This is a genomic window from Phycisphaerales bacterium (genome assembly GCA_035627955.1).
In the GTDB taxonomy this organism is placed as follows: Bacteria; Planctomycetota; Phycisphaerae; order Phycisphaerales; family UBA1924; genus JAEYTB01.
This window is the reverse complement of the sequence record DASPKU010000012.1, coordinates 80,792-94,733: the sequence shown is the minus strand read 5'-3', so window position 1 is coordinate 94,733 and position 13,942 is coordinate 80,792. Positions and strand designations below refer to the sequence as shown.

The 13,942-nt window shown below is 69.5% G+C and carries 6 protein-coding genes; 3 read left to right on the top strand and 3 right to left on the bottom strand.

All coding sequences use genetic code 11. The annotated features are described in order from the left end of the window. Positions 1-25: 25 nt before the first annotated feature. Complete coding sequence (locus VD997_10185; GenBank protein HYE62355.1) at positions 26-2,899, bottom strand: serine hydrolase; 2,874 nt, start codon at positions 2,897-2,899, stop codon at positions 26-28. Positions 2,900-3,028: 129 nt separating this feature from the next. Between VD997_10185 and VD997_10180 the strand changes: the two genes are divergently transcribed. Both VD997_10180 and VD997_10175 read left to right on the top strand, forming a co-directional pair. Then, complete coding sequence (locus VD997_10180; GenBank protein HYE62354.1) at positions 3,029-3,682, top strand: ECF-type sigma factor; 654 nt, start codon at positions 3,029-3,031, stop codon at positions 3,680-3,682. Positions 3,683-3,703: 21 nt separating this feature from the next. Next, positions 3,704-6,157, top strand: a complete 2,454-nt coding sequence (locus tag VD997_10175; GenBank protein ID HYE62353.1) for a protein kinase — start codon at positions 3,704-3,706, stop codon at positions 6,155-6,157. Between the two features lie 47 nt (positions 6,158-6,204). Here the strand turns inward: VD997_10175 and VD997_10170 are convergent, their stop codons facing one another. Together VD997_10170 and VD997_10165 are read right to left on the bottom strand one after the other, a co-directional pair. After that, positions 6,205-9,195 (bottom strand): PAS domain S-box protein, encoded by a 2,991-nt coding sequence (locus tag VD997_10170; protein ID HYE62352.1) that lies wholly within the window; start codon positions 9,193-9,195, stop codon positions 6,205-6,207. Between the two features lie 225 nt (positions 9,196-9,420). Then, positions 9,421-11,334, bottom strand: coding sequence for a S8 family serine peptidase (locus VD997_10165; GenBank protein HYE62351.1), 1,914 nt, complete (start codon positions 11,332-11,334; stop codon positions 9,421-9,423). A gap of 224 nt (positions 11,335-11,558) precedes the next feature. On the opposite strand from VD997_10165, the gene VD997_10160 reads away from it, so the two are divergent. Further along, positions 11,559-13,919 carry a class I SAM-dependent methyltransferase gene (locus VD997_10160; protein ID HYE62350.1) on the top strand — a complete coding sequence of 787 codons (2,361 nt, stop codon included), beginning with the start codon at positions 11,559-11,561 and terminating at the stop codon, positions 13,917-13,919. The last annotated feature ends 23 nt before the right edge of the window (positions 13,920-13,942 follow it).

Genomic DNA, 13,942 nt, shown 5'->3' with positions numbered 1-13,942 from the left:
GTTCCGGTTTCCGCTTTCCGCTTTCCTAGCACGCCCCCCCACCCAAGACCCGGAAGAAGCTCTCGATGTCCTGGTCCGTCGCCGAGTCCCCGTCACCGTTGAAGTCGCTCCCGCCCTCATAGCACGTGGAGCAGCAGTGACCCCCGATGCACGCGAAGAACGCCTCGATGTCCTGGTCCGTCCCGATGTCGCCGTCGCCGTTGAAGTCGGCGGTGCCGCACGGCGGGGGCGGCTGCGTCACCGTCAGCACCGCGCTCGCGCTCGCATCCGTCCCGCAGTCGTTGGTCACGACGCACCGGTACGTACCCGCCGAGCCCAGCAGCGTCTCCAGGAACCGCAGCGTGTCGGTGCCCGCGCCCGACACATACCCGCGGCTGTTCACCACCGGCAGCCACGACCCGTTGCTCTGCCGCTTCTGCCACTGGTACGTGCGGTTGGTCAGCGAGCCGTCCGCGATGATCGAGAACGTCGCCTCGCCGCCCATCTCCACCGTCACCGAGTCCGGGTGGTCGGTCACCTCCGCCGCCACGCACGCCGGCTCCACCGTCAGCCCCACGCCCGTGCTGAACACCGTGCCGCAATCATTCACCACGCGGCAGCGGTACAGGGCCTCATCCGCGTCCACCGCCCCGACCACCGTCAGTGTCGGCGTGGTCACACCCGAGTACCCAACCACCCCGCTCAGGCTCGTGTAAATCCCGCCGCTGCTCGGCGCCTTCTGCCACAGGTAGGTGCGGCCCGCGCTCGACCCGCCCGCCGCGATCGTGAACACCGCGTCTTCGCCGCTGGTCACGGTCTGCGCCACCGGCTGCGTGGTGATGGTGGGGGCCGTGCACGCCGGCGTCACCGTCAACGCCGCGCTCGCGCTGTAGTCCGTCCCGCAGTTGCTCGTCACCCGCATCCGGTACAACCCAGCGTCACTCAGCACAGCGTTGGAGATCGAGAGAGTCCCCGTCGTCGCCCCGCTGATGTGCCCCGACGAGTTCACCACCGTCGTCCACGTGCTGCCGTTGTTCGTGCTCTTCTGCCACTGCCGCACGTACCCGCTGGTCGCCGGCCCCGCGGCCAGGCTCGCCGAGAACGACGCCGTCCCGCCCACCGTCACGCTGTCCGCCTGAGGATTGCCCGTCACGTTCGGCTCGGCACAGATCGCGTCCCAGCTCTGCAGCGCGGCCCGCACCGGCTCCCGCAGCAGCTCGCGGTGGAAGGGCATGTACGCGTTGCCCACCTGCGAGTCCCACACGTTGTCAAAGAGCAGGGCAAAGCTGTACTCCTGCGTGTAGGTCACCACCAATCCGTTGAGCGTCCCCCTGAATGGGATGCTCGCCCAGCCCGCGCCCCCGCCCCAGTTGTCATTCCCGCAGGTGTAACCGCCGTCCTTGAACACCATCTCGAACCCATCCAGAAACGCGGCGAACTCCGCATCAGTCAGGTCGGTATTCGCCCGCTCCTGGTTGATCATCTGGTTCAGCCACCCGTTGTTCACCACCGTCGCGCCGGTGAAGTAGAACATCCGGCTCTTCAGCTGGTCCTGCCACGTGTCGCTGAACAGCGACCCGTCGAAGATCATCTCGTACAGGTCCGCAGCGTCATTCGGGCTCATCTCGTTGGGCGTGTTCCCGCACAGGCACCCGATCACGTGGTTGATGCGGATCCCAAGCCCACGGTCCGCGAGCCAGGTGTTCATGTTCGCCCGCCCGTAGTAGGCCGCGAACGCCTCCGTGGCGTTGTTGTCCGAGTTGGTCAGCATCCGCGTCATCAGGCTGCCGATCGTTCGATTCCCCGCCGAGCAGTTGCCTGATGTCGTCGGGCAGTCGGTGTTATTCTCGTCGCAGTTGTCCTCACAGTAGATCTGTGTCGAGAAACCCCCGTTGTTCGACGCGAACTGGTCCACCGCGTACGCCGCATGCACGATCTTCATCGTGCTCGCCGGCTCGAACTCGTGGCCTCCGTTGAACGACAACTCGAACCCGCCACCCACCCGCTTGCGGCTGAACCCCAGGATGCCACTCGTCACGCTGCTGCGGTACAGGTCTCGGATGCGCCGCTCCTCCGCATTCGCATTATCCACCCGCGCCCCCATGTACCAGGTGCTCCCCGTGGACGTCGTGTACCGCTCCAGCACCGTGAGCCGCGCCCCCGCGTTGTTATGGAACGGCGCCACCTCCGCCCCCGTCATGGCGTAGTCCATCTGGTCCGCCCCGCTCGTCCCCGTGACCACGATCGCGTTGATGGACACCGACCCGTTCGCCCCGGGCACGATGTCCGCGTCGATGATCCGCCCGTTGGTCGAGTTCACATCCGTCTGAACGCTCCCCGGCGTCGCGTTCAGCGCCCACCACCAGTTCCGGAAGTTCGCCCCCGTGTTCGGCACCGTCACGCAGCTGTAATACCGCGTGCTCCCGATCAGGAAGCTGTCCACGTCGATCGGCCTTTGACCGTTCGCCGCCTGCCAGTCAATCATCGCCTGCAGCGTGGGGAACGTCCCCCACGACCAACCCGCGGCCGCCGTGCTCCCGCTGTTGTCCACCACCAGCACGTCCATGTTGATCGTGCCGCCGTTGTTGTAGCACTCCAGGTCAATGATCCGCTTGTTGTTCGCGCTCAGGTAGCTGTTCAGCGTCGCCGCGCTGGTGTACCCCCGCCGCAGGTCCGACCCCGTCGCGGCGTACGCCCCGCTATTACTCACGAACAGGACGTCATAGCTGTTCGTCCCCTGCCGGCTGATCGAGAACGGCCGCGACCCGGCGCTGATCTGCGCGTTGATCGTGGTCTCGTCCGCCCCGTAGATGTACCCCCACCCCGTCGCCGTATCCAGAATCTTCTCCGGCTGCGCCACCGCCCCGCCCGCCGCCGCCGCCACCACCGCCGCGCCCATCCACCACATCGCATGCTTCATGACCGGTCTCCGATTAGGTCCAACCGTAACACTGGGAATCACCCCGCGCGTGATAGACTCCGGCCGCGGGGCCCCCCTGCATACGGGCACCCCTCGCAGACCAGCCAGACTTTCCGCCCCTCCGTTCAAATGCCCGACGCCCCGCCCCCAACCCCGGCCCCCCAGCACGGCGTCACCCACCTCCTCGACGCCGCCGCCCGCGGCGACACCCTCGCCACCGACCGCCTCTTCCCCCTCGTCTACGCCGAGCTCCGCCGCATCGCCGGCTCCCTCATGAAGGGCCACAACCCCGGCACCCTCCAGCCCACCGCCCTCGTCAGCGAGGCCTACCTCAAACTGGTGGGCGGTTCGATGAACGGTGGGGGTAGCGAGAGTGGCCGAGAGCCCGCCTGGGACACCCGCGCCCACTTCTTCGGCGCCGCGGCCCGCGCCATGAAGCAGATCCTCATCGACCACGCCCGGCGCGTGAAGACCGCCCGACGCGACAACGCCGAGTTCTCCGAAACCCAGCTCCCCACCCTCGACAGCAGCGCCGACGCCAACCAGACCCGCGCCGCCGGCGACCTCCTCCACCTCGACGCCGCGCTCGAAAAGCTCGCGGCCAAGGACACGCGCCAGCACCAGGTCGTCATGCTCCGCTTTTTCGCCGGCCTCACCATCGAGCAGACCGCCCTCGCCATGGCCCTCTCCCAATCCACCGTCAAGTCCGAGTGGACCTTCGCCCGCGCCTGGCTGCTCCGCGAAGTTGAGCGTGCCCGCGCCGCTGCAGCATCCGGAACCTGAGCACATCGGAACACCTGAACCATGGACGACTCCCGCATCCGCGCCTGGTTCGACGCCGCCGCCCACGCCGCCCCCGAAGAGCGCCGCCGCATCCTCAGTGAGGCCCGCGCCACTGACCCGCGCGAGGCCGAGGAGCTCGAGTCGCTCCTCGCCCATCTCGACTCCGCCGGCGTGCTCGACGCCACGCCCCTCACCGTCGCCAGCCTCCTCGGCGCCGACGCTCTGAGCAGCGACGACGCGCCCCCCTGCGCCATCGGCCCTTTCACCATCCTCAAGGAACTCGGCCGTGGCGGCATGGGCGTTGTCTACGAAGCCCAGCAGTCCTTCCCCAGGCGCAAGGTCGCACTCAAAGTCATCCGCCCCGAGCTCATCCGCTCTTCCCTCCTCCGCCGATTCGCCCGCGAGGCCGGCGCCCTCGCCCTCCTCCAGCACGAAGGCATCGCCCAGCTCTATGAGGCCGGCTTCGCCGACGCTACCCGCCGCCTCCCCTACATCGCGATGGAGCTCGTCGAAGGCCAGCCCATCACCGCCTACGCCAACGCCCACAACCTCGCCACCAGCGAGCGCCTCGCGCTCCTCGCCCGCGTTGCCGACGCCGTGGACCACGCCCACCGCAAGGGCGTCCTTCACCGCGACCTCAAGCCCGGCAACATCCTCGTCACTGAAGGCGGCAACCCCAAGGTCCTCGACTTCGGCGTCTCCCGCCTCACCGCCGGCGACGCCCTCGATCAGCACGAGCCCGACCACACCGCGACCGCCCACGGCCAGATCATCGGCACCCTCGGCTACATGTCCCCCGAGCAGCTCGCCGGCAACCCGCGCGATATCGACCATCGCGCCGACGTCTACGCCCTGGGCGTCATCCTCTACGAGCTCCTCGCCGGCCGCCCGCCCTTCGACCTCTCCAGCATGAGCCTCACGCAGGCCACGCTCACGCTCCGCGAGCAGGAGCCCACGCCGCTCTCGCGCCTCAACCCCCGCCTCAAGGGCGACCTCACCGCCATCACGCACAAGGCCCTCGAGGCCGACCCGCAGCGCCGCTACCAGTCCGCCGCCGACCTCGCGAGCGACCTCCGCCGCCACCTCAGCAACGAGCCGGTGCTCGCCCGCCCGCAGACCACGCTCTACCAGGCCCACAAGTTCGCCCGCCGCCACAAGGGCCTCGTCGCCGGCCTCGCCCTCGCCGCGCTCTTCCTGGTCGCCGGCGCGGCAGCCACCACCTGGCAGGCCATCAAGGCCACCCGCGAGCGCGCCCTCGCGCAGGAGCAGGAGCTCCGCGCCAAGGAGACCGCCGCCCTCCTCACCCGCTTCCTGAGGTCCGCCACTCCCGAGGTGGCCCAGGGCACGGAACCCACCGTCCGCGAGATGCTCGACCGCGCCTCTGCCGACCTCGCCTCCGACAAGAGCGTCCACCCCGCCGTTGCTGCCGACACCCACCAGGTCCTTGCCGAGGCCTACGGCGATCTCGGCGACTTCCCCAAGGCCGAGTCCCACGCCCGCACCGCCATCAACCTCATGTCCGCCCAGCGCGGGGTCGCCCACACCGACACCCTCCGCGCCCGCGGCTACCTCGCCCGCCTGCTCACCCTGCAGCACAAGGACGCCGACGCCCTCTCCACCATCCGCGCCGCCCGCGCCGATGCCGAGCGCTCACTCCTACCCGACGACCCCGTCACCCTCCGCATCATCTCGCTCGAAGGCCTCGCCCTCGCCGAGCCCGACGACCCCCAGCACCGCCAGCTCGACGCCGGCCTCGCCCTCCTCAAGCACGCCCACGAGCGCATCATGGCGACACAGCCGCCCACTTCCGGCCCCGCCATCACCTCACTCCAGTCCTATGGCACCGCCCTCGCCCGCGCCGGTAAGCACGCCGACGCCGCGCCGCTGCTCAAGGCCGTGCTCGACCACCGTGAGCAGGCGCTCGGCCCGGACCACCCCGACACCCTGCACTCAATCGACAACTACCTGATCGCCGCACGCGACCTCACGCCCCAGCAGCAGCTCGACAGGCGCCTCGACCTCCTCGCCCGCGCCGACCGGGTCCTGGGCGAAGACCATCCCCGCACCCTCGGCTACCGCCGCAACGTTGTCCTGCAGCTCGTCCAGGCCGGCAAGGGCAAGCAGGCCCTCGAACAGTCCAAGCGCCTCTACGAGCACGGCGTCAAGCGCCTCGGCCCCGCCCACCCCGACGCCCTCGACTTCCGCGGCCTCTACGTCACCATCCTCACCCTCGCCAAAGACCTCGACACCGCCACGAAGATCGCCCAGGAGCAGCACGACATCTCCCTCCAGCACTACGGCGAGAAGCACCAGTACACCTACCAGTCCTGGACGCTCCTCTACGACATCGCCGAAGCCCAGGGCTCGCTCGAAAAGATGCGTGAGGCCGCCAATGCCCTCCGCGGCAGCCCATGGGAAGAGGCCGTCTTCGCCCAGCTCAAAGCCGCCGAAGAAAAGGCCGCGGCGCAGAAGTAAGCGACCGCCTCATCCTCCTCTTCGTTCCTCTGCGGTCCTCTGCGTTCCTAAGAGCGCAGGCTCTCCACCCGAAAACCCTCCAGCACCCCTCGCAACCCCGTGAACCCCCGCGCCGGGTCATACGTCCGCACACGCTCGCCCGCGTACCCGTCACCGCTCGTCAGCACCACCACCCCTGCCGCGCCCGCGCGTTCGCTGAACCGCCGCACATCCACCACGCCCCCATGCTCCGCGTCCGTCACCCACAGGCGCGCGTTCTCCGCCGGAAGCACCCCGCCGAGCTTTACCTCCCAGCCCGCCGCCGCCAGCACCGCCCGCACCGCCGCGGCCCTCCGCTCATCACCCAGTGTCACGCTCGCAACCGGCCGGTCCCCACCCGCCGCGATTCCCGGCGCCTCAGTCGCCGGCAGCACCAGGCGGAACACCGAACCCTCCCCCAGCTTCGATTCCACGTCCAGCCGCCCGCCCGCCGCCTGCACGTACGCGCTCACCAGTGACAGCCCCATCCCCGTGCCGCCCTGGTCCGTCCGCGCTCCGCGCACCTTGGTGGTGAAGAACGGCTCCACGCACCGGCGCACCGTGCGCTCATCCATGCCGATGCCATTGTCCGACACGCTGACGACCACCGTCTGATCAGCGCCCGGCGCACACAGCAGCTCAATCCGGCCGCCCTTCCCCTCGCCCCAACGCGCCACCACAGCGTCCCGCGCGTTCTGCACGAGGTTGAACACCGCCTGCGTCAGCCGATGGTCCGCCAGCTTCACCCGCGCGACATCCCGCTCCACCCGCACGACCAGCTCCGCCGCGCGTCCAACCGCCGACCCCAGCACCCGCCCCGCGCTCCGCTCCCACTCCAGCAGGTCCGTCTCGCCCTCCTCCGCCCCCTGGGCCGGGTCCTTCGAGAGCATCCGCATCCCGCGCGACAGGCTCGCCAGGTACGACGTGATCGCCTCGATTGCTGCCGCGTTCTCCCCGATGGCCGGCTCCCGCCGGCTCGCCTCCAGCAGCTCCTCAACGTGCACCCGCAGCGGCAGCAGCGCGTTGTGCAGGTCGTGCCCCAGCCCCGCCGTCAGCGTCCCCAGGCTCGCCAGCCGCTCGCTGTCCCGCAGCCGCTTGGACGATTCCTCCAGCTGCCGCGTCCGCTCCGCCACCATCGCCTCCAGCCCCGCGCGGTACCGCGACAGCTCCTCCTCCGCCGCCTTCCGATCCGAGATATCCAGCACCGACCCGATATACCCGAGATACTCGCCGCTGGGCCCCACCCGCGGCGTCGCCGCGTCGATCGCCCACCGGTACGTCCCGTCACGCCCCAACAGCCGGTATTCCACCTTGAATGGACCCCGCTCGGCGTTCGCCCTGATGAACGCCTCCGTGGTCATCCCGCGGTCGTCCGGGTGCACCGCCTCCAACCACCCCATCCCCAGCCCCGTCTCCGGCGTCTGCCCCGTGTACTCGTACCACGACGCGCTGAGGTACGAGCACGCACCATCCGGCTCCGTCACCCATACCATCACCGGCGCGTGGTCCGCCATCCGCCGGAACCGCTCCTCGCTCTCCCGCAGCGCCGCCTCGGCCTCCAGCCGCGCCGTCACATCCGCGCTTGCGCCGATCATCCCCAGGTACTCGCCCGACCCCGCGAAGCGCGGCCGCCCCCAGCTCTCAATCCACCGCCAGCGTCCCCCCGCCACCCTCACCTTCACCGTCGCATTGAAGGGAACCCGCTCCGCGTTGCACCGCAGGAACTCCGCGAGGTAGCCCGGCCCGCTCTCCTCATCCATCAGCATCTGCCACCGCCCCGACCTCATCTCCTCCCGCGTCACCCCGAAGAACTCGCAGAACGTGTGGTTCACGAACTCCTGCCCGCCGTCCGGCCCGTGCACCCACACGATCAGCGGCAGCCCATCGGCCATCTCCCGGAAGCGCTCCTCGCTCTCCCGCGTCGCTTCCTGCGCCAGCTTCAGATCATGGATGTCCGTCGCTGTTCCATACCACTGCCCCGCCCCGTCCCCCACCCGCGTTGCGCGGCTCAAGTGCCAGCGATAACTCCCATCCTTCATCTTGATGCGGTGCTCGCACTCGTACGCCGCGCGGGCCTGGACCGCGCCTTCCCACGCGGCCCGCGTCCGCGGCATGTCTTCCGGGTGCACCGCGGGCGCCCACTCCCATGGCGTGCCCGGGCCTAATGGCTGCCCAATTCCCGCGAACGCCTCCGCCCGCCGGTTGTAATACGTGACCGCCCCGTCATCCCGCGCGATCCACACCAGCTGCGGCATCGCATCCGCCAGCTGCCGGAACCGCTCCTCGCTCGCCCGCATCGCCTCCTCAACCAGCTTCCGCTCCGTGATATCAGCGGCCACCCCCGTAATCCGCTCCACCGCGCCGCTCGCCCCCACGCCCACGTGCGAGCGGTTGAACACCCACCGCACCTGCCCATCCGGCCGCACGACCCGGTACTCGTGCGTAAACACCTCGCGCGATTCCAGGCACGCCTGAGTCTTCCGCCACAGCTCCTCGCGATCATCCGGGTGCACCAGCGCGGTAAACGCCTCCACCGTCGGGCGGAACGTCTCATGAACCCCGTACACCGCGTACGTCTCGGGCGACCACCACACCTCCGCCGCCCCCACCCGCCACTCGTACACCCCCAACCGCCCCGCGCGCAAAGCAATCTCCAGCCGCTCCCGCTCCTGCGCCAGCTCCCGCTCCGCACGCTTCCGCTCACTGATGTCCTGCACCAGCGAGAAGTAACCCGCGACCACGCCGTCAGGACCCACATCCGGCACGTACCGCCCGTCCACCCACCGCGTGCCGCCGTCCTTGTACGGAACCTCCGCCTCGTACTCCACCACCTCACCGGCGAGCGCCGCCTCGATCCGCGGCCGCAGCACCTCCGCCGCCCGCTCCCCCAGCACCTCCGCGAGCGTCCTTCCCACCACATCCTCGCGCCGCTTCCCGAACCACCGCTCGTACGCCCTGTTCACAAACCGGTACCGCCGCTCCCGATCAACGTACGCGATCAGCGCCGGCAAATGGTCCATCACCAGCGACAGTGCATCGATTCCGACCAACGAAGAACGGCCAGCGCTCACGCGCTGGCCGCTCTCATGAACTGATCCGTGCTGACCCGACACCCCGGCCTCACTCTCGTCGCAAGCCCTCGCCGAACCTCCACATGAGGATCGCTTCGAGCCCGCGGGCACAGCCAGTATATGGATTTACCGGACGCGGCCCAGATGAACTGCCGAGCCAGACGGCCAGCGACACTACTTCACGTTCACATTCGCCCACGCGCTCCAGGCCGACGACCCCACCTCATTGAACGACCGCACCCGGTACCGGTACTGCCCGCGCGATACGCTCTGCGACGCGCTCGTCACGTTCGCGCCCACGCTCCCGACCATTGTGGTCCCGAGCCAGCGGCTCCCCTGCTTCTGCTCCCGCTGCACCTCGAACCCGCTCTCGTTGCTGGACGCATCCGCCCACCGCACCGTCACCGTCCCGCCCGACGCGCTCGCCGTCACCGACGTTGGCGCCAACGGGATCGTCGCCGTGGGCGGCGGTGGTGGGGGTGGGGGAGTCGGCGCGTTGACCGTCACCGTCAAGCTCGCGCTCCCGCTCATTCCGCCCGAGTCCGTCACCCGCGCCGTCACCGTGTGCGTGCCCACCACCAGGTCACTGCGCGACACACTCGCACCCGTCCCCAGCGCCCCCTGCAGGCTGCTCGTCCACGCGATCCCCGCGCTCAGGCTCCCGTCCTGCACATCGCTCGCGGTCCCCGTGAACGTCACCGCCGCGCCATGCGTGAACGAAGCCCCGCTCGCGGGCGACGAGATCGCCACCGTCGGCGCGGTATTCACCGGCGCCGCAATGGCCGCAGCCGCGTTCACCATGCCCCCCGTCACCGTCCGCCCGTTCAGCGCCCCCAGCGGCCGCACCGTCGTCAGCAGCCGTGACCGCACCTGCTGGTACGTCATGCCCGGGCTCTGCCCCCACACCAGCGCCGCCACCCCGCTCACGTGCGGCGCCGCCATCGAGGTCCCGTCCGACCACCCGTACCCGTCGTACGCCGCGCTATAGATGCTCACCCCCGGCGCCGCCAGGTCCACGCTCTGCGCGCCGTAGTTGCTGAATCCGCCCAGCTGCCCCGCGGCGTTCACCGCCGCTACCGAAATCACATTGTCCAGCGCATACCCCGCCGGGTAGTACGGGTACACGTCGTTGTTGTCCCCGATCTGATCCGCCCCGCCGTTCCCCGCGGCCGCGACAAACAGGTGCCCGCTCCCCCGCGCCGCGTTCAGCGCGTCGTACAGCGCCTGCGAGTACCCGCCCCCGCCCCAGCTGTTGTTGCTGAGCTTCACGCCCTTGGCCACCGCGTACTGCAGCGCCTCGATCGCGTCCGACGTGTACCCGCCGTCAGGCCCGATGAACCGCAGGGCCATCACCTTGCCCTGCCACACCACGCCCGTCACACCCACGCCGTTGTTCCCCGCCGCCGCGATCGTCCCCGCCACGTGCGTCCCGTGGAACCCGCCGCTGGTGGGGTCGTTGTCGTTGCTCCAGAAGTCCCACCCGCGCACGTCATCGACATACCCATTCCCGTCGTCGTCAACGCCGTTGCCGGCGACTTCCCCCGCGTTGCTCCACATGTTCGGCGCCAGGTCCGGGTGCGCCCAGTTCGTGCCGTCATCGATCACCGCGATAACGAAGTTGGGATCACCCCGGAACGTGTCCCACGCCTCCGGCGCATCAATGTCCACGCCCGCCGCCGTCCCCATCTGCCCCGTGTTGTTCAGCCCCCACAGCCACCCATAGTTCGCGTCGTTCGCGTTCACCGCCGCCTGCACGACGTAGTCCGGCTCCGCGTACTCCACGGCCGGGTCGGCGCGCAGCGCTGCCAGCGCCGCCGCCGCGTCCGCCACCGCAAGCTTCTCCAGCCCCGGCACCACGCTGAAGTTCCTGTGCGTCTCACCACGCGCCCCCGCCCTCGCCGCCCCCCGCGCCCCCCCCCCCGCATCGGCCCGGAACTTCACAAGCACCGCGCCCGGATCGAAAGCCTGCCCCGGGTCTGCCGCCAGCGCCCGGTTCCGCGCCGCCCGCGCTGGCCCCTCCACCCCCTGCCCCCACGCCATCCCCGCCGCCATCACAAGAACCGCCGCCGCCGTCCATGCCTTCGACATTCGGTTGCACTCCTCGCACGCGGCGTCCCCGCGGCCCACCCATTACGAACCCCCGATGCAACCAGTTGTGAGCCACCCGGCTTCAAACCCTGCCTGGCCCAGCTGACACCACGCAATGAGGTATCTACCCCGCCTCGATGCCTGGGTGCCTCATGCCTCGATGCCTCTCCTCCAACCGCCACCCGTTTCCAGCCGACAACCCCCGACACCCGATATTCACCCCCATGCACCCCGCCCACTCCACGCCCAGCACCCCCGCCTTCATCACCGCCGCCTACGGCCACAAGTACGCCGCCTTCCTCGCGCCCCTCCTCCACTCCCTCCGCGAGAACTCCCCCGAGGACCAGCCCGCCCACGGGCTCGTCCTCTACCAGGACATCCCGCAGCGCGAGATCGACATCCTCAAGCTCGCCTACCCCACCTTCAGCTTCGCCCACCACGACTTCCCTCTCCGAACCCAGAGCAGCAGTGGGGAGCCCGACGCCAGCAGTGGGGAGGACGTCATGCACACCATCCCCCGCAAGTTCCACGCCTGGCTCGAGGGCGCCAAGCGCTTCCCCGCCCGCCCCCTCGTCTTCCTCGACTGCGACACCGTCCTCTTCCGCCCACTCGCGGATGCCCTCGACAACGGCGCCGACTGGGACATCCTCTTCACCTGGAAGGACGAGCTCTTCCCTATCAACACCGGCGTCATGGCCGCTCGCCGCGGCGACGTCGCCGCCCACGTCTTCGCCGCCATCCTCGCCCGCATCGAATCAACCCTCGCCGACAAGCAGGCCTTCGCCCGCGCCGTCGGCAGCTCCGGCGCCGTCGACCAGCACGCCCTCCGCGAGCTCATCGGCTTCTGCAACTACGACGCCACCTTCCACCGCGACATCACCCGCAACGGCGACACCCGCTCCATCGTCTTCCGCGGCGAGCCCTGCCGCGTCTTCAACGAGACCAACTGCCGTGCCATCGACAACAACCCTGACCTCCGCATCATTCACTACAAGACCGGCTGGCACCCGATCCTCCTCGAAGGCAAGGAGTTCACAAAGAACCGCCCCGAAACCGCCTGCGCCCAGATGTTCAAGCACTGGCACGCCCTCGAGGACCGCGCCAGCGCCCACACCGCTGCAACCATCGTGAAGCACGCCGCCCGCCAGCACGTCGAACGCTTCCTCGACATCGCCGGCGGCTACGAAGAACGCGGCATCCTCCACAGCGAAATGCTCGCCGTCTGCGCCACCTCCGCCGCGCTCGACGCCGACATCATCATCGAGTCCGGCCGCTGCCGCGGGCAGTCCACCCTCGTCCTCGCAAAGTTCTTCGAGAACACCAGAACGAAGATCATCAGCATCGAGCTCGAGAAGGACGAGAACGCCGCCTTCGCCGAGCAGCGCCTCGCCCCCTACAAGCACGTCGAGCTCCTCTACGGCCCCGCCGCCGCCCACCTCCCAACGCTCCTTGCCCGTTACCACGACAAGAAGATCACCCTCCTCCTCGACGGCCCCAAGGGCCTCGAGGCCATCGCCCTCGCCCGCACGTCGATGCAGCAGGCCCCGCACATCGCGGCCACCTTCATCCACGACATGCGCATCGACCAGCCCCAGCGCGCCGCCATCGCCGCCGAGCCCTTCCGCACCTTCTTCACCGACGACCCCGCCTACATCCGCGAGTTCGGCAACCTCGACGAGGCCTGCCTCCCCCGCCAGGGCCAGCCCATCACCATCCACACCTGGCGCCCCTACATGAAGGGCAATGACAAGATCCCCGCCTACGGCCCCACACTGGCAGTGCTGCTGCCCCGCCCCGCGCGTGATGCCAACACAGCTCTCCGCGGCCAGCTCTCCCCCACATCCGACATCCGAAATCCGACATCCGACATCCCCCCCGACCCCACCCCCAACCGCCTCCTCCGCCATCAGGACTGGCAAGACCCCCGCTACACCGCCCTCCGCGAAACCTTCAACACCATCTACAGGGATGAGCTCAAGGGCACGCCCCACCCCAGCCACGCCAGGCACCCCGAGCGCATCATCACCCACTGGTCCCGCGAGTGGGAATACCCCTTCGCCGTCATCAATAGCGAGACCAAGCCCGGCTTGAAGGTCGTCGACCTCGGCTGCGGCGGCGCGCCCCTCATCCCCTACTTCGTCACGCGCCTCGGCTGCCACTGCGCTGGCGTCGACCTCAACCTCACCGCCTCACCCCACCACACCCTCCGCGGGTTCAACCGCCCGCCCGAGCACGTCTTCCCCCAGGTCACCTGGAAGCTCCGCTCCATGGCCGACACCGGCCTGCCCAGCGCCCAGTGGGACCGCGTCTTCTGCATCAGCGTGCTCGAGCACGTGACCGAGGACCTCGCCCGCGAAACCCTCCGCGAGATCAAGCGCCTCCTCAAGCCTGATGGCCGCGCCGTCATCACCACCGACGTCGACGGCGCCCACCGCACCCTCACCATCGACTACCGCCGCATCATCGCGCTCGCGCAGGAGGCCGGCCTCACCCTCCGCGGCCCCACCGACTTCACCACCCCCGACCCCACCGACCGTCCCGGCACCTACGACGTGGTCGGCATGGTGTTCCAGCACCGGCCCTAGCGGCCGCGCGATGGCCGCGCAGC